Genomic DNA, 17001 nt, shown 5'->3' on the forward strand with positions numbered 1-17001 from the left:
CCGTCCGAGAGTGTTGCCGGCAAAGTCGCGGGGTTAGGCAGGAATCAGGAATCGTCTGACACCAACAGTGCTCTCAGCACTTCACCCACCGACCCAAACTCCCGATCAACCCCCGGCAACACCGGCCGCTGCAAAACAATCACCGGCACCCCACGCTCCCGTGCCACTTCCAGTTTCGGCTCGGTCGCCGTACTTCCGCTGTTCTTGCTGATCAGTACATCAATCTGCCGACGCTCAAACAACTCACGTTCATCTTCGATCAGAAACGGCCCACGCGCGCCGATGACTTCACAGCGCTCGTTGCCCGGGTACACGTCCAGTGCACGCAAGGTCCAGAACTGCTCTGGCGGGATTTCATGCAGGTGCTGCAACGGTTCGCGACCGAGAGTGAACAGCGGTCGGTGAAAGGGTTTCAGTGCTTCGATCAGATCGGCCCAATCGCCGACATCCCGCCAGTCATCGCCAGCCTGTGGCTGCCAGGCAGGACGCCGTAACGCCCAGCACGCAATGCCACTCAACTGTGCGGCGGTGGCGGCGTTCTGGCTGATGTGTGCTGCGTAGGGGTGGGTTGCGTCCAGCAGCAGATCGATTCGTTCATCGCGAATGAACTGCGCCAAGCCTTCGGCACCGCCGTAGCCACCAACGCGAACCTGACAGGTCAAATCGCTCGGCACGCGACCGACACCGGCCAGGCTATAAATGTGTTCCGGCCCCAGGGTACGAGCGATGGCCAAGGCTTCCGTCACGCCGCCAAGCAGCAATATGCGCTTCATTGAAAAGCTCCCGCATGGCCCACAATCCCGCCTTGGCGATCGATGGCAAACACTTCGACCTGAACCTGCGCCGGCACCACGCTGCGAGCAAAGTCCAGGGCGTGCTGACACACCGCATCACCGAGGGCGATCCCCGCAGCGCTGGCCATCGCCAACGCTTGCTGGCTGGTGTTGGCCTCGCGAATCGCTGATTGCAGCAACTCATCCGCCCCGACCGCCGCCGCCCATTCGGCCAGTTGCGGCAGGTCGATGCTCGAATGCCGACTGTGCAAATCCATGTGCCCGGCCGCCAGTTTGCTGATCTTGCCGAAGCCTCCGCACAGGCTGAGTTTATCCACCGGTACTTTGCGCAGATGTTTGAGCACGGCGCCGACGAAGTCGCCCATTTCGATCAGGGCGATTTCTGGCAAGTCGTAGACCCGGCGCATGGTGTTTTCGCTGGCATTGCCGGTGCACGCGGCGATGTGCAGGTAACCGTTGGTTTTGGCGACGTCGATGCCTTGATGGATCGAGGCGATATACGCCGCACAGGAAAACGGCCGGACGATGCCGCTGGTACCGAGGATCGACAGCCCGCCAAGAATTCCCAGTCGAGGGTTCATGGTTTTCAGCGCCAGCGCCTCGCCGTCCTCAACGTTGACGGTCACCTCAAAGCCACCGCTGTAGCCGAGCTCTTCCGCGAGCAGGGTCAAGTGATCGGTGATCATCTTGCGTGGCACCGGGTTGATCGCGGGTTCGCCGACGCCCAGCACCAGCCCCGGCCGGGTCACCGTGCCGACGCCGCGACCGGCATTGAAGCGAATACCCGGTTGGGCATTCAGGCGCACGTGGGAGTAGAGCAGGGCGCCGTGGGTCACGTCCGGGTCGTCGCCTGCGTCCTTGAGGGTTCCGGCTTCGGCGCCGTCATCGGTCAACCGGCAGAACTCCAGGCGCATCTGCACCTGTTTGCCTTTGGGCAACACGATCTGCACCGCGTCGGCAGACATGCCGCCGAGCAACAGGCGCGCGGCGGCCAGGCTGGTGGCGGTGGCGCAGCTGCCAGTGGTCAGGCCACTGCGCAGCGGTGCGGGTTGTTCGGCGGTTTCGTCACGCATCGAAAGGCTTCGTCACTTCCAGCAAGGTTATCGGTAACGCCTGACGCCACGTATCGAAGTCCCCCAACGGTTGCGCCTGCGCGACATGGATGCGCGTCAGTTCGCCGCCGTGCTGCTCGCGCCAGGCCATCAAGGTCATTTCACTTTGCAACGTGACGGCGTTGGCGATCAGTCGGCCGCCGGGTTTGAGTGCAGCCCAGCACGTGTCGAGCACGCCCTCGCGGGTGACGCCGCCACCGATGAAAATCGCATCCGGACGCTCGAGCCCGGCCAAGGCTTGCGGTGCACTGCCGCGAATCAATTGCAGGCCGGGGACGCCGAGGGCATCGCGGTTGTGTTCGATCAACAACTGCCGCCCTTCATCGGCTTCGATGGCCAGCGCCCGGCAACTTGGGTGAGCGCGCATCCATTCAACGCCGATCGAGCCGCTGCCGGCGCCGACGTCCCACAGCACTTCGCCGGGGATGGGGGCGAGACGCGCGAGGGTGATGGCGCGCACGTCGCGTTTGGTCAGTTGGCCATCGTGTCTGAAGGCTGAGTCCGACAGGCCGGCCAGTCGGGAGAGGCGCTGCGCGTTAGGTTCCGCGATGCACTCGATGGCGATCAGGTTCAGGTCGGCGATCCGAGGGTCGTTCCAGTCAGTAGCGACCCCCTCGATGCGTCGTTCGGCTGCACCGCCCAGATGCTCCAGCACGGTAAGGCGACTCGGGCCGAAACCACGTTCACGCAGCAACGTCGCAATAGCGGCCGGGCTCTTGCCGTCGTTGCTCAACACCAGCAAACGCACGCCGCTGAACAACTGCGCATTGAGGGCGGCGATGGGCCGTGCAACCACCGAAAGCGTGACCACATCCTGCAACGGCCAGCCCATTCGTGCCGCCGCCAGCGAGCAAGAGGACGGCGCCGACAGTACTCGCATTTCATCGCCGGATACCTGCCGGGCCAGGCTGGCGCCCACACCAAAGAACATCGGATCGCCGCTGGCCAGCACGCAGACCGGTTCGCCGCGCAGCGCCAAAACCGGTTCAAGGGAGAATGGACTGGGCCACAACTGCCGGTCGCCACGGATGCACACCGGCAGCAAATCCAGTTGCCGCTGACCGCCAATGATCCGCGAAGCGCGCAGCAGCGCGTGCCGGGCGTTTTTGCCCAGGCCCTTGAAGCCGTCTTCACCGATACCTACTACTGTCAGCCAGGGTGACATCTGCCGTCCTCAAAAAAAGTCCTCAAACGGACTGTTCCGACGGGCAGGCTTTTCATGCCGTCGAACAAAGCAGGCATAATACCGCGCCTTCACCCGCGAAGCGCCTTTCCCACACTGCCGGTCGCCCCCTTGAACAAACGCCCGATGTCCTTCGCCTTACGCCCCTCGGCCTGTCCGGGGTTGCTGCGTATCGTCCAGGCGCTGGACGGCGGTATCTGCCGGATCAAGTTGAATGGCGGCTCGATCAGTGCGGCTCAGGCCGACGCGGTGGCCGATGTCGCCGAGCGTTTCGCTGGCGGGGTGATCGAGGCGACCAACCGCGCCAATCTGCAAATTCGCGGGATTGGCAGTGAACAGGGCGCCTTGATCGATGGCCTGATGGCTGCCGGATTGGGCCCAAGCACCGCCGCTGGCGACGATGTGCGCAACCTGATGCTCAGCCCGAGTGCGGGAATTGATCAGCACATGCTGTTCGACACGCGCCCGTTGGCCGAGCAGATCCTCGTCACGCTGCAAAGCCATGAGCGCTTCCACGACCTCAGTGCCAAGTTCGCCGTGCAGCTGGATGGTGGTGAAGGTTTGGCGATGCTCGAACATCCTCATGATCTGTGGCTGTCCGCCACTGAACGCGAGGGCGAGCAAGTGTTCGCATTCGGGCTCGCAGGGTGTCCCGTGGACACGCCGGCAGGCACCGTGTCGCTTGAGCAGGGACATGCCGTGGTGGTCGCGGTACTTGAGTTGTTTCTTGACCTGGCGCGTCCCGACCAGACACGCATGCGGCATTTGCTCGCTGAATGCTCGCTCGACGGGTTTCTCGCTCGTCTGGCCGAACGTATGCCGTTGATGCCGATCACGGGTTGGCAGCGCAAGGTAAGTCCGGGTGTCATGCACATCGGCGTTCATCCACAGCGCGAGGCCGAGCGTGTGTATATCGGCGCGGTTCCGCCACTGGGTCGCCTCAATCGCGCGATGCTCAGAGGCGCCGCACAACTGGCACGTGACCAGGGCGATGGCAGCCTGCGTTTCACACCCTGGCAAAGCCTGTTATTGCCCGGTGTTCATGGCGACGATGCTCGCGAAGTTATCCACCGTCTTGAACAACTCGGCCTGCGTTGCTCGGCCGACGATGCCTTGGCGCACCTGATCGCCTGCACCGGCTCGACCGGTTGCGGCAAAGGCCTGGCCGACACCAAAGGCGATGCCCGACAACTGGCGGCATTGCTGCAACGTCACGGCCAGACACTGAACCTGCATCTGTCCGGCTGTCAGCGTTCCTGCGCGGCCGCGCACATAGCGCCGGCCACTTTGCTGGCGGTTTCTCCCGGTCACTACGACCTCTATTTTCGCGACGCAGCGCAGCCGGGTTTCGGCGCGCTGCACGCACGCAACCTTACTATTGAAGCGGTCGCAGCCTTGCTCGACGCCCGCTCACGGAGCCCCCTTGATGCTTGATTACATCCGCGACGGTCAGGAGATCTATCGCAACTCCTTCGCGATCATTCGTGCCGAGGCCAACCTCGAGCGTATTCCGGCGGATCTGGAAAAGCTCGCGGTCCGTGTGATCCACGCCTGCGGCATGGTCGACGCCATCGACGGGCTGCAATTTTCCGAAGGCGCGGGCAAGGCCGGGCGTGATGCGCTGGCCGCCGGCGCACCGATTCTGTGTGACGCGCGGATGGTGTCCGAAGGCGTGACCCGCACGCGTTTGCCAGCGAACAATCAGGTCATCTGCACCCTGCGCGATGACAGCGTTCCTGATCTGGCCCGGGAGTTGGGCAACACCCGTTCCGCTGCTGCGCTGGAACTATGGCGTCCGCATCTGGAAGGCAGTGTGGTGGTGATCGGCAACGCGCCGACCGCACTGTTTTATCTGTTGGAAATGCTCGACGCCGGCGCACCGAAACCGGCACTTATCCTAGGCTTCCCGGTGGGCTTCGTCGGCGCCGCCGAATCCAAGGCCGCGCTCGCCGCGGACAGTCGTGGCGTGCCTTTCGTCATCATGCAAGGCCGGCTGGGCGGTAGCGCCATGGCCGCCGCCGCCGTCAACGCCCTCGCCACGGAGATCGAATGATGCAGCAACCTGGACGTTTGATCGGTCTTGGCGTCGGCCCCGGTGATCCGGAACTGATTACCGTCAAAGCCCTGCGCCTGCTGCGCGAATCGCCGGTGGTGGCGTACTTCGTCGCCAAGGGCAAAAAAGGCAACGCCTTCGGCATCATCGAGGCGCATTTGCAGGACGCGCAAACACTGCTGCCGCTGGTGTATCCGGTGACCACCGAAGCGTTGCCGGCGCCGCTGTCGTATGAACAAGTGATCAGCGATTTCTACGATGCGGCCGGTGAAGAACTTGCCGCGCACCTGGACGCTGGCCGTGACGTGGCGGTGATCTGCGAAGGCGATCCGTTCTTCTACGGCTCCTACATGTACCTGCACGATCGTCTGGCTGAGCGCTATGAAGCCGAAGTCGTGCCGGGTGTCTGCTCGATGCTTGGTGGTGCCTCGGTGCTGGGTGCGCCGCTGGTGTATCGCAATCAGAGTTTGTCGGTCCTGTCGGGTGTATTGCCCGCCGACGATCTCAAGCGTCGTCTGGCCGATGCCGATGCCGCCGTGATCATGAAATTGGGGCGCAACTTTCCCAAGGTCCGTCAGGTGCTCGAAGAGCTCGGGTTGGCGGAGCGAGCGCTGTACGTTGAACGCGCGACCATGGCCAACCAGAAAATCGTCCCGCTGGATCAGGTCGAGCCGATGTCGTCGCCGTACTTCTCGCTGATCATTGTGCCCGGCGAACGGTGGCAAGGCTGATGTCCCGTCCAGTTCCGGCGATTGTCATCCTGGGCAATGGCAGCCTTGCGACTGCGCGCAAGATTGCGCAGCTTTACCCTGGCGCATTGATCCATGGTCTGGCCGAGCGGGTGGAAGGTGCGGACCGCGTCTATCACGAATTCGGCGCCACCTTGCGTGAGTTCTATCAACAGGACACGCCGATCATCGCGTTGTGTGCAGCCGGGATCGTGATCCGTACCCTGGCGCCGTTACTGCTGGAAAAAGGCGCCGAGCCGCCAGTGCTGGCCGTGGCCGAAGACGGCAGCGCCGTGGTGCCGCTGCTCGGTGGCCTCGGTGGCGTGAACGTTATGGCTCGCGAGATTGCCGCCGGTCTCGAGGTTGCTGCGGCGATCACCACCAGCGGTGAGTTGCGCTTCGGCACCTGCCTGCTCAATCCACCCAGCGGTTACGCCCTCGGCGATCTGGAACTGGGCAAGCGCTTTGTCTCGGATTTGCTCGCTGGCCAAAGCGTACGCGTCGAAGGTGCTGCGCCGTGGCTGGCGCAGGCGCAGTTGCCGGAAGATCCTCAAGCGCATCTGTCGATCCATGTCGGTAATGCCGAGCGGACACCGGCTGCCAATGAATTGTTGATCTACCCGCGCAATGTGTTGTTGGCGGTCAGCGCCAGTGTGCCGGATTTGCCCCAGGCGATTCGCGCGGCGCTGCGCCAGGCGCGAGTCGCCGTTCAATCGCTGGCGTGCTTGCTGGCGCCAGCCACGGAAATGGCCAGTCCGGCGTTGCGCGAAGCGGCGCTTGAGCTGGGTGTGGCGCTGCGTTTTGCATCGGCTGCCAGTGATGCCAGCGAGCTGGCTCGCGGGGCTATTCCCGGCGCGACAATTATCCCGATCGACGCGAACCTGGCATTGGCGATCGCCGAACAGCCCTTGGACGTTACGCAGATCGGCCGCCCTCGTGGTCGACTGGCGGTGATCGGCCTGGGCCCGGGTGCTGCCGAACTGATGGTGCCTGCGGTGAAAGCCGAACTGGCCAGAGCCACTGACGTGCTCGGTTATGAAACCTATGTGCGCATGGCCGGCCCATTTCGGCCGGATCAAGTGCTGCATTGCACCGACAACCGCGAAGAGATGCAGCGTGCCCGTCACGCCTTCGAACTGGCGGCCCAAGGGCGTTCGGTGATTGTGGTCTCGTCCGGCGACCCCGGCGTGTTCGCCATGGCGGCCGCGGTGCTGGAAGCGTTGCACGAGTCGAGTGAGGCGGCCTGGCATAGCGTCGATCTGGAGATTCTGCCGGGGGTTTCTGCTTCCCTCGCGACCGCCGCTCAGGCCGGTGCACCGTTGGGGCATGACTTCTGCGTGATGTCGCTGTCGGACAACCTCAAGCCGTGGTCGATCATCGAGAAGCGTCTGGACCTGGCCGCCGAAGCCGATCTGGCGCTGGCTTTCTACAACCCGATTTCCCGCTCGCGACCGTGGCAGTTGGGCCGTGCTCTGGAAATCGTCGCACAGCATCGTACGCTGCAAACCCCGGTGGTTCTGGGGCGTGATATCGGCCGGCCCGGCCAGACGCTGCGAATTACCACACTCGGTGCTCTCACGCCTGAGCAAGTGGACATGCGCACCATGGTGCTGATCGGCTCGTCCACCACCTGCGTGTTCCCCCGCGCCGAAGGTGGCGACTGGGTCTACACACCGCGCTGGTATGGCAACAAGCCTGCCTCCTGAACCACAGCGGCCCCGTTGGGGCCGCTTGTCCTTAACGTCTGTACCCTTTTGGCGGCCTGCCTTTCGCTTCGATTGTTTCGACGATTGAATGTATCCGATCCATGAAGCACACCTATCGCCAGGTGGGCCTCTCGTTTACCGTGGCATTTCCGGTGAGCAGTTCCACGGCAGCAAGGCTTCGTAGTCTTCCACCGACGAGGCATGCGGCAAGCGCTCAAGTACGTGGCGCAGCCACGTATAGGGCTCTTGGCCGTTGACTTTGGCGGTCTCGACCAAGCTATAGATCTGCGCACTGGCGGTGGCGCCTTTGGGTGTATCGCTGAACAGCCAGGCCTTGCGCCCAATCACAAACGGCTTTATTGCACGCTCCGCCGCGTTGTTGTCGATAGGTAAAAAACCAGCTTCAACGTAACGCTCCAGCCGAAGCCAGTTGCTCGCCAGATAATTAACCGCTTTACCCAGCACGCTTTGCGGTGTCACTTGGGACTGCGTTTTATCCAGCCAGCTTTTCAACTGGGCGAGGATCGGCAAGCTCTTTTCCTGCCGACCGATAAATCGCTGCTCGTCGCTGACGTCTTTCAGCTCACGCTCGATGCCATACAGCTTGTTGATCATCGTCAGCCCGATATCGGCACGCCCGGTCTTGCCCTTGGGCTGCACTTTCTGTGCTTCCACGAACTTGCGACGTACATGAGCCATGCACGCCAGACGTTCCACGCCCGGCTGCAACGCCAGCGCGTTATAGCCTGCGTAATCGTCGGTCATGACGTAGCCGCGATAACTTTCCAGCAGACGCAGCGGTACGTCCTGCGCACGGCTGGAGGTGTAGTCGAACAGCACGACTTTGCGATCCGGCGGGCCGCTTGCTTGCACCCACATCCAGGATTGGCTGGTCGGGTCTCGATCCGGCTCTTTGAGTACCTGGACGCGGGTTTCATCGCAGTGGATGACCGGACTTTCCAGCAACCGCTCGCGCATCAGATTCAATAACGGTTGCAGATGTTCGCCGCACTGGATAATCCAGCGGGCCAGCGTTTGGCGCGGGATTTCTATGCCATGTCGGCTTAGCACCGTTTCAAAACGATGCAGCGGCAAGCCATCGACATACTTGGTGGTCAGCAGCATCGCCAACACGCTTGGACTGGCCATGCTCTTTTCGATTAATTGAGCGGGCTTGTCGGCGGTGACCGGCGCTGTTTCACAGCCACGGCAGCCGTAAACCTTGCGGATATGTTTGATCACGCGGATCTGCATCGGCACGATGTCCAGCTGTTCGCTGGTTTCTTCACTGATCACATGCTTGCGGCAACCGCAGGCACAGGTCAGTTCGTGTTCGGGCAGTTCGTGGATGACTTCGATACGCGGCAGATCAGCCGACAAGGGTTTGCGCTTACCACGGCGTAGAGTCGGAGCAACGACTTCTTCGTCAGCGTCGCCGACTGAAGGCATCGGCTCGCTTTCGGGCTCGTTGAACAGTGCCAGTTGCGGTGTGTTGGGCTCGACCGTCTGCTCGGATTTGCGCCCGAAGATACGGTCACGCAACAGCTTGATCTGTTCTTTCAGATCAACAATGTGGGTGGCGTAAGCGTCTTTGACTTCCTGCTCGCGCGAGCGTGCTTCGTAACTCTCAAGCAGCATCTGTTTGAGCAGTACAGGATCGTCAGGAAGGTTTTCGGGCAATGGTCGCATGCCCTGGATTATACCCGTCAGGCAACAAACCTTGGAGTCAAAACCTTGTGCGGCCGGTTGCGCCAGAGGTCAAACCCATCCAGTAACCAGTTCAGTTCTTGCACCGTCAGCACGATGGCCTCATCCAGTTCATCGGGTGAAGTTTTGAACCGCTCGGACTCCAGACGCTTGAGCCAAAGGCAGAAGCCGTTGCGCTCCCAATACAACACCTTGACGCGGTTGCGGTGGCGATTCAGAAAAACGAAAAGCACGGGGTCAAACACCGCGACTTTGATATCCAGTTCGACCAGCGCAGCCAGGCCGTCGATGGACTTTCGAAAGTCCACCGGTTTGGGGTAGAGGTACACTTTTTCAACACTGGCATTGGGACGCATCATGGTGATGGGCTCCTGATGGAAATCGGGAGTACAGCATCCGTTGTCAGCTATTCGCTTGGAATGTGGGGTTCGTGGAGCGGATACGATTGAATCGTCATCTATTTCAACAGTTGTTGTCGGATTTATTACTCTTGCTGAGAGTAAATTCGACGGGTGCTTATTGCTACTTTCCACTGTTCGTGTAGTCCTTTTCTATAGTTGAATGTCTCAATCTTGCGCATGAATGGCAGAGTCGCCTGTTTATCGCAGGGTTCAGGGTTTCGGCTGATGTGTGCATTTATGTAACTACTGCAATACGAAGTTTTATTTCTTCATAAGTTTTGCTGCATTGAAATTAATTGAATTTCTTCACATTTGATGTGCCCGTTCACACGATTTAGTGTCTCTCGTGTGAAGCGGCCGCTTTGCCATATTGGTTTGGTTTTGTTCGAAAAGAAGGCGAGATATTTACCCTGGTTGCCGGGCAGTATTTGTGCGACTGAAAGATAACGATCTTCATTGTTGATAGAAGCCGGATAGCCTGTTGTGCGTGTCTGGTTTTCAATATTTATTTGCATGATTGATGGTAGGAGAGCATTTTGTCTAATAGTCATTTCTATACCCCGCCCCTGAGTAGCCACATCAAGTTTGTTAATTTATTTAAAGTTGCAGAACTTGAGCGCGCTTTGATTTCGCACAAAGGAACGGCCGAATACGACGCCGTCTTCAGGTATTACTTTGGTTGCATCGGTTTGCTCGATTCCCCCAGGCTGCTGGAACCGCTCGGCTTGTTAAAGCAGGCTTTGGCTTCTTTCATCGGGCCTGTCGGCCGACAGCGGCGAACCACAGAATCTCTTCCCGAGAGCGCAGCCCCCAACCTGTCAGATATCTACGAACGACTTGACGGTTTCGAGGTTCGTCTCGCGAACGGGGTTCAGCAATTACAAACCCCGGCAACCCAAGTGCCTGACAATTTGCACTTCGTCTGGCTCGGCGGCGGTATAGGAGATATTCAGCGCGACTATATCAATATTTGGAAACAGACGTTGGCCGGGCAGGGTTACACCCTCAAGCTTTGGTATGACAGCGATGCGCTGCTGGCTTACGAAACCAACCGGATTATTGTCGAGGCGGCCAAGGCTGATGCCATGCTTAGTGGTGGGCAGGCCAGTAGTACCGCTATTGAACTGGGCGACAAGTATGAAGTACGGGCCATCGCCCTCAAGCAACAGATGTTTGCGCACATTAACAAAGCAGTAGAAAGCGGCGAGAACGCTGACGACGCCAGAATCGGACTGTTGGTTCGAGGCTTCGGCCAAAATGAAGGCCGTTTGAAAGCCTTGAGGGAAAACAACCGCCGTAGTCTGTTGGCATTGGGTGAGGGCGGTATTGTTCTGCGCGATCTCGCCACCGAGGCGACACCGCTGTACTTGCAAGATATCTACGAACGAGAAATCAGCTTGCGAGGCAATTTTGCGGCTGCCTCAGATGTTGTACGCGCCGAAGCGCTGTTCGCCGAAGGTGGTAGCTATGCAGATGTGGATAACCTGCCGCCGCTGTTAGAAAACCTGGGTGGGGTGGATATCAGCCGGTTTGGCTCGGATGCCCGCATGGGGGTTCTGCAGTTGATACTTGACCACAGTCCTGAGTGGATGCCAGGTCGACAGGTTATACGCAGCAAGTACACAAGCTATTTCAAGCAAATTCCCTTGGAGCACCGTGAAGCGCTGGAGAGTTTTGCCAAAAGCAACCCTGATATCAGCGGTGTTTTCCGCCCTCCGGTAGAGCGTCAGGTTCGGCCGGATGGGCTGCGAGCAGTCGCCGTGCAAAGCACGTTGAGCAATACATTCATGATGGCTCATCCCGGTTCCGCAATGCTCAAGGCCGTTCTTGATCGTTTCAGGTTCAACTATGAGGTGGTTGATGCTACCGCCCGGTTGGCCATTGAAAGAAAGATTGCGCTTATCGACGCACAAGCAGTCAGTGGTCTGGCCGAGGAGGTGGTCGAGAAAAGATTCGGCCCCTTGCATGAGCTGCAGGAGGAGGAAATATCGGTCAGTTTCTTGGTTCAGGCTGCCGCTGCGTACTACAGCGACGGTATCCGTCCGCAGAGTGAAGTGACGATCTATCTGACCGGGCCTGCGGCGATGCGCGATGGACTGGCGGACTACGAAAAGATGCATTTCACCCCGCTGGGCGCTGTAGCGTCCCGAGCAGAAGTCTCTATTGCCGCCATCGGAACCGTCAACCGGGCGACTGAGGAAGAGTTGGATCATTCCTGGAAGGAGAATGAGAGCGATACCACTCAATGGCTGAGTAGAGAAAAACAGCGTTGGGAGGCGGGGCAGTTCAAGGCGCGCTATATCGGCAAACTGGATCAGTTACTCAAAAACCAGGCAATCCATTTCGACAATGGCTGGCCGGTGATCGAAGGTCGGCATGTGCTGTCGACTGACCTGCTGCAGTCCTTGGCGGGTAGTCTTGGCAAACCATTTTTGCAGGCAATGAGCCAACGTGCCGATGGTGAAATAACGTTCGAACAGCAACTGCAGCTGGGTTTCGATGAACGGCAATCTATCATTGCGCAAGAGGTTGAGTTCCCGCCGCCGGCGTTTCCCAATGAGGCAGCGACTCGGGATTTGCCGATCGATGAAATTCTTCGCCAAATAGGCAAGGGCTCCTTGCGGGTCGAGCAACTGAACCCTCTGCAACGGTTGTTGATGGGTGCGTTGGTGGGGGCAAAGGCACTGGATCAACGCAGCTTTGATGTTGTCAGCGCGCGGTTGGAGAACCTGGCCAATACGGTGTCGGAATTGGGCGTTTCTCATCGTTATGGGGCTATTGAACAGGAGCTGTTCAAGCAAAACCATCCAGCATTCCTGGCGGGGTTGGCGAGTACTTCCAACCCGAACGCAACCCTGTCTGAAACCAGTGTCGAACTCAAGCAACAGGCGCTCGATCAGCCGCTGACTTTGGTTGAGTGGGGGCGTCGGGTCGCCAGAATTCAGCACGTGGCGAAACTCGAATACCGCGACCGGATCAGCGAGCAAATGGGAGAAGTGCTGGCAAGCTTCGATCATGGCAGTTTCAAAATGGTGCCGCAGGACTTGTTGCTCGAAGGCGCGGGCGACCGGGTCGCCGGGCGCTGTTACCCATTGGCGTTGGCCATGGCTGCTGCGCTTCACAAAGGCAACAATGCGGCAAACACACTGCGGGAACGCTTTTACCTGGCCGTCACTGAGCCTGAGGCGAGTGATTCGAGGGTGTTTGTGAACATCATCGAAGAGCTGCGTGATGCCTCTGTTGGTGATATAGGCAAATCATTGATGCGCTCTGATCTGACTCGGATCGTAGCGATGCTGGAAGAGAAAACAGCCACCGCTACCTTGATGCTCAACTCTGATAACCACTCGATGCTGGTGGCGAAAACTTTTGAAGGCGAGCACAGCACTTATCTGCTCTACGACCCGAATTTCGGGATCTTCGAATTTGTTACACCGCTGGCGTTCAATGATGCATTGACGCACTTTTTCATCAGCAAGCAGATGGCCAGGTATTACGCAGCCTTTGGCGATGCGCAGAGGCCGACCTTTGATCTGATCGAGCTCGACGGGGTCAGCCTCAACAAGAGGGTGCTTGCGTCCGGTATCGAAGTGTCAAGCTTGTTCGAGCCCGGCGCGTTGCCTGAACAAACGCTGTCAGGGGTTCGGCAACGCTATACCAGTGCCCGTGGGCGATCGCTGGTGAGCAATGTGGCGCTGGGCAGCTCCTTGCGAGACCTGGATGCCCACTGGTGGGGAGAGCAGATCGCGCAGGCGACAAGGCAGTTGCAGGTCCAACACACGTTGTCGTCGGATTCCGTACCGCTGTTCGAGACGCTGGAGATTACACCGGCCGGGGAATACAAGATCAGTCTGGTCGACCCCAAAGCTGGACAGGCCATGGCGCATGTCACAACGGATGATCACCGGTTTCTCAGGATAAAGGAGTTTCTCTCCGGGCTTTTCGAGACGTTGGCCAACAAACAACAGTCGCCAGTCCCCGAGTTCGATCCGACTGACGCGGGCAGTGTCCATACGCTCAATGCCGGTTTCACCCTACAGGCTTTGATGAACGCGTTGCGCCATCATGAAGGCGCGGCAAGCGGTGGTGACAATGCGCTGACCACAGCCATTCGCCTGCATGCTTATGTGAACTATGCCCAACTGGCCCATGGCAACGTTGTGGATGTCATTGGCATTGTCAAACTGGTTCGCCAGGCACTGGACGATGAAAAGCTGATCGCCCGAACCAGCGTACCGCTTGTACAAAAAGCCTTGGGGCATATTGCCAACGAAGGGGTGGGGACTGTGTTGGGACTGGTGAATGTCGGGTTTGATATTTACCAATTGAGCCACGCGAACAATGATATTGAAAAGGCCCAGTTCGGCACGCAGCTGGCGTTCGACTCCGCCAGCGTGGTATTGGCCGCCGCAGGCCTGGGCGCCGCACTTGCAGGTGCGGGCACGGTTGCTGCGGTATTGGGGGGCGGCGGAGTGATTCTGGGCGGATTGGCGGTGGGTGTTGCTGCACTGGCCGAAGGTTTTGCCACCATTGCGGAGGAGGCCAAGGAGGTCGCGCGGTTTTTTGAGAGTCTGGAAAAAGCTTATTTAGAAGGCGGCTATCACCTGGATAAGGCGTCGAATGCCTGGATTGCACATCCATTGCTGGTATTCGCCGATTTGGATTTGCATGAATCCACCGTCCGCTTCGACAGCCCGAAACTGTTCCCGCTGCGAGACCATTTCGGCGTTCCGGATTTCAATGTGGATTACGCACGTGCCACCGATATTCGCCAGGGCCTTGAATTGCCCGACTCGGCACCTTTTTCACCCAAGGCCGGGCAAACGATCGTTCTGCCTTGCACGCCCAAGACGTGGTACGGCTACGAGTACAAGTTACTGCCGTTTGTCACATTTCGTCATGCCGGTGGATACGATACGGCACGTCGTCTGGAGAAAAAGAACAAACAGGGGCAATGGCAGTTTCTGTTTTCGTTCTACTCGTTTCCCGGTGAGTACGTTGCCTATCGATTGAACCCTGTCTACAAACCAACAGTTTTCAATGTTCGTCTCGACAACATTGAGCGCTCGCTGGTGGTGCCTGCTCTACCCAAAGTGTGGCATGACATGATTACCTACCGGATTGAAAGTGCGGGTGCTCAATGTTCCGTGCTGCTCAATCCAGGCGTTGGTCTTGAGCTAAATACACCACTCCACATCGCAGCTCGCTGGGTTCTACTCGCTCCCTGGCTGAAAGAGGAAGATATCCAGATAGAATCTGTGGGTCGTCTTGTGTCAGCCACGTTGAGTGTGAAATTTGGTGGTGGCGGCGCTCACGATGTATTGCTCAAGCTGGCTGGCAACAAGATCATGCGTGTTGATCTTTTTGCCCTGCGGTTGGAGCTGGTCGAAGAGGATGCGGATGCGGCGCTCGGGGAGCAAGCGTTGCTGGATCATTTCAAGTCACTGGCCCGTGAACATCGACTCGCCATGCCTTATACCTCCGTTCATGAGTTCGTGGTTCCATTCGAAAGTCCGGACGAGCCCAGGACGGTCACCGCCTATTACGACTCGGCCCAGGATCGTTTTCTGTATATACGCGACCCGGAGGAGCTATTTGCCGATGAGGTTATATTGGGGGCGATGGTGGAGGGCTCAGCCTACTTCTATCACCCCAAGTCTTTCTATGTCTGGCAGGTTGATGCAACCGCGGGAACGCTGATTCAGCGCTATCGTTTGCTTGTAAGAAATGACCAGGCGAGTCTCCGCTGTGAGGCCGTGGCCAATGGCGGTATTCAGATCGTGCAGCAACTCACTCGAAAGACCGGCCAGAATGATGAACTCACCTATCTGATCCATGACGGGGGTGTGTGGCTGAGCTCAATCACCCTGGGTATGGTTCCTGCACTGCAGTCAGTTCTGGACGGGGACAGATTGACTGATTGGAAGCAGGTGCTGGGCGACTATTTCTTGCAGAAAGAATCAGCGAGTACCGTGAACTGGCGTCCCGGTGCACTGGTATCGATTTGTTGGCAACTGGAGGACAAGGACCGGGATCTGATCTGGGTCCGGAACAGTGACGGGTTGATTCTTCGTGCGCCTACTCGGCGGCGTCATGCGCGGGGATGGAAAGATTCGATCAAGGCTTTAACCGATCTTCTGCTCATCGCTCCCGCAGGGGTCGAGGGCGAAGTGTTTGTCACCTACGACAAGTCAGCCAGAAAACTTGTGCGACAGCAGAAGTCGATGGTAGATGGTCGCGCCCAATGGTCTTCCAGAGAAATTGCCCCTGAAGGTTTGAAAAATGTTATCGCTATTGAGCAGGGCTATCTCGCGCTGACCGACTCCGGCCTATTCTTCAATATGATGCCGGATGGGCATCTGCGCTTGGGCGGACTGACCGAAACCTGGTTCAAAAACCGGCCCCAGTGGTGGTCCGCACTGGCAACGGTGGCGACACAATACCCGGTGTCGAGCTTTGCCATTCTAGGGTTGACTGGCTTTCAGGGCGATGCCCGTTTGTGCGCCTGGTACCTTGAGGATCGACTGCTACTCGCTGACCTGGGGCATGGGAAAGAAGTACGTTTGCTGAGTATTACCCCGGACAACCAGGCCGTCTGGCTGTTCGATCTTTCAACCGGCAAGATTGTTCGCCAGGGCTTTATCGATCCGGACCACTTGAACGCGGCTTTTGCCCAGGGAACGAAGCTGTTACAGGCGGAGGCATTGCCGGCCCCCACGCAGGAATGGGCGCCCTGGACCTTTATCGACGTGACGGTGGAAGGCGCTGGTCTGAGGGCAACGACTCTCGAAGGCCTGGAGATGGATTTACAGCACAACGAACCCGCACGGATTACGGGCGTTGATACCCATTGGGTCGCGGCACTGGAAGGTGAATTGCGTGAAGGCCTGGCGGCGCTGGCGAACGGACATCGATGCGCTGATTTTCTTTCTGTCAAAGACCCTGACTACTTGCAGTGTCGATTGCCGCTATTCACTCGATCACCCGCCTTCGGCTCCAGGAAAATTGATCTGGGATATCGTGGTGGCGGATCAATTATGGGCGAACCGGGTCGATGAGCATTTGGTTATTGTTGATTCCAACAGCGGACACAGTCTGATCTTTCGTCAAGTATTTGCAGTGGATCCAGCCCTGCGTGGAGATGTGTTTCTGGCATTGGACGGCTATCAGTCCTTTGCGGTATCGACAGTGGTCAAGGCCCTGCTCGCCAGAAAGGACACCTTGAATAGCGTGTTGCTAAATAAGCTTTTGCCGGTCGGAAAAGTTGAAGCAGTAGTAAGTTGAATTCTGAAAGCCACTCACACATTGGACACTGTT

Annotated in this window: 12 protein-coding genes; 6 read left to right on the forward strand and 6 right to left on the reverse strand. The window is 58.6% G+C overall.

Features of this window, described 5'->3' with window-relative positions:
* Positions 1 to 44: 44 nt before the first annotated feature.
* Genes ACYZTX_RS04390 through cbiE form a run of 3 tightly spaced genes read right to left on the reverse strand, consistent with a single transcriptional unit; the run spans position 45 to position 3071 of the window.
* Positions 45 to 773, reverse strand: coding sequence for a cobalt-precorrin-6A reductase (locus ACYZTX_RS04390; protein ID WP_462033110.1), 729 nt, complete (start codon positions 771 to 773; stop codon positions 45 to 47).
* Positions 770 to 1867 carry a cobalt-precorrin-5B (C(1))-methyltransferase gene (locus tag ACYZTX_RS04395; protein ID WP_462033111.1) on the reverse strand — a complete coding sequence of 366 codons (1098 nt, stop codon included), beginning with the start codon at positions 1865 to 1867 and terminating at the stop codon, positions 770 to 772. Before ACYZTX_RS04395 ends, ACYZTX_RS04390 begins: the two co-directional genes overlap by 4 nt.
* On the reverse strand, positions 1860 to 3071 hold the full coding sequence (gene cbiE, locus ACYZTX_RS04400; protein WP_462033112.1) for a precorrin-6y C5,15-methyltransferase (decarboxylating) subunit CbiE: 1212 nt from the start codon (positions 3069 to 3071) through the stop codon (positions 1860 to 1862). The genes ACYZTX_RS04395 and cbiE overlap by 8 nt, the downstream gene beginning before the upstream one ends.
* A gap of 144 nt (positions 3072 to 3215) precedes the next feature.
* Here cbiE and cobG point away from each other — a divergent pair, with 144 nt between their 5' ends.
* Genes cobG through cobJ form a run of 4 tightly spaced genes read left to right on the forward strand, consistent with a single transcriptional unit; the run spans position 3216 to position 7576 of the window.
* Positions 3216 to 4523, forward strand: a complete 1308-nt coding sequence (cobG, locus tag ACYZTX_RS04405; protein ID WP_462036984.1) for a precorrin-3B synthase — start codon at positions 3216 to 3218, stop codon at positions 4521 to 4523.
* On the forward strand, positions 4516 to 5142 hold the full coding sequence (locus ACYZTX_RS04410; RefSeq protein ID WP_462033113.1) for a precorrin-8X methylmutase: 627 nt from the start codon (positions 4516 to 4518) through the stop codon (positions 5140 to 5142). Before cobG ends, ACYZTX_RS04410 begins: the two co-directional genes overlap by 8 nt.
* Entirely contained in the window at positions 5142 to 5873 is a 732-nt protein-coding gene (locus tag ACYZTX_RS04415; protein WP_033053597.1) for a precorrin-2 C(20)-methyltransferase, read from the forward strand. The genes ACYZTX_RS04410 and ACYZTX_RS04415 overlap by 1 nt, the downstream gene beginning before the upstream one ends.
* Positions 5873 to 7576: a precorrin-3B C(17)-methyltransferase gene (gene cobJ, locus ACYZTX_RS04420; protein WP_462033114.1), complete on the forward strand. Its 1704-nt coding sequence runs from the start codon at positions 5873 to 5875 to the stop codon at positions 7574 to 7576. The genes ACYZTX_RS04415 and cobJ overlap by 1 nt, the downstream gene beginning before the upstream one ends.
* A gap of 135 nt (positions 7577 to 7711) precedes the next feature.
* Here the strand turns inward: cobJ and tnpC are convergent, their stop codons facing one another.
* From tnpC to ACYZTX_RS04435, 3 genes are all read right to left on the reverse strand, one after another.
* Positions 7712 to 9265 carry an IS66 family transposase gene (tnpC, locus tag ACYZTX_RS04425; protein ID WP_462033115.1) on the reverse strand — a complete coding sequence of 518 codons (1554 nt, stop codon included), beginning with the start codon at positions 9263 to 9265 and terminating at the stop codon, positions 7712 to 7714.
* A gap of 17 nt (positions 9266 to 9282) precedes the next feature.
* A complete protein-coding gene (tnpB, locus tag ACYZTX_RS04430) occupies positions 9283 to 9642 on the reverse strand; it encodes an IS66 family insertion sequence element accessory protein TnpB (RefSeq protein WP_412041168.1) in 360 nt (119 codons plus the stop codon).
* A 311-nt stretch (positions 9643 to 9953) separates the two neighbouring features.
* Positions 9954 to 10235 (reverse strand): hypothetical protein, encoded by a 282-nt coding sequence (locus tag ACYZTX_RS04435; protein WP_462033116.1) that lies wholly within the window; start codon positions 10233 to 10235, stop codon positions 9954 to 9956.
* On the opposite strand from ACYZTX_RS04435, the gene ACYZTX_RS04440 reads away from it, so the two are divergent.
* Together ACYZTX_RS04440 and ACYZTX_RS04445 are read left to right on the forward strand one after the other, a co-directional pair.
* Positions 10221 to 16742 carry a TcdA/TcdB pore-forming domain-containing protein gene (locus ACYZTX_RS04440; protein ID WP_462033117.1) on the forward strand — a complete coding sequence of 2174 codons (6522 nt, stop codon included), beginning with the start codon at positions 10221 to 10223 and terminating at the stop codon, positions 16740 to 16742. The two genes, ACYZTX_RS04435 and ACYZTX_RS04440, sit on opposite strands and share 15 nt — an antisense overlap.
* Positions 16708 to 16968, forward strand: coding sequence for a hypothetical protein (locus tag ACYZTX_RS04445; protein ID WP_462033118.1), 261 nt, complete (start codon positions 16708 to 16710; stop codon positions 16966 to 16968). Before ACYZTX_RS04440 ends, ACYZTX_RS04445 begins: the two co-directional genes overlap by 35 nt.
* Positions 16969 to 17001: the final 33 nt, after the last annotated feature.

Source organism: Pseudomonas sp. MDT1-17, from assembly GCF_054898105.1.

Coding starts and splice junctions, on each gene's coding strand:
- cobJ (WP_462033114.1), top strand. CDS start 5,873: ATGTCCCGTCCAGTTCCGGCGATTGTCATCCTGGGCAATGGCAGCCTT.
- cbiE (WP_462033112.1), bottom strand. CDS start 3,071: ATGTCACCCTGGCTGACAGTAGTAGGTATCGGTGAAGACGGCTTCAAG.
- cobG (WP_462036984.1), top strand. CDS start 3,216: ATGTCCTTCGCCTTACGCCCCTCGGCCTGTCCGGGGTTGCTGCGTATC.
- tnpC (WP_462033115.1), bottom strand. CDS start 9,265: ATGCGACCATTGCCCGAAAACCTTCCTGACGATCCTGTACTGCTCAAA.
- ACYZTX_RS04390 (WP_462033110.1), bottom strand. CDS start 773: ATGAAGCGCATATTGCTGCTTGGCGGCGTGACGGAAGCCTTGGCCATC.
- ACYZTX_RS04415 (WP_033053597.1), top strand. CDS start 5,142: ATGCAGCAACCTGGACGTTTGATCGGTCTTGGCGTCGGCCCCGGTGAT.
- ACYZTX_RS04435 (WP_462033116.1), bottom strand. CDS start 10,235: ATGACTATTAGACAAAATGCTCTCCTACCATCAATCATGCAAATAAAT.
- ACYZTX_RS04410 (WP_462033113.1), top strand. CDS start 4,516: ATGCTTGATTACATCCGCGACGGTCAGGAGATCTATCGCAACTCCTTC.
- tnpB (WP_412041168.1), bottom strand. CDS start 9,642: ATGATGCGTCCCAATGCCAGTGTTGAAAAAGTGTACCTCTACCCCAAA.
- ACYZTX_RS04395 (WP_462033111.1), bottom strand. CDS start 1,867: ATGCGTGACGAAACCGCCGAACAACCCGCACCGCTGCGCAGTGGCCTG.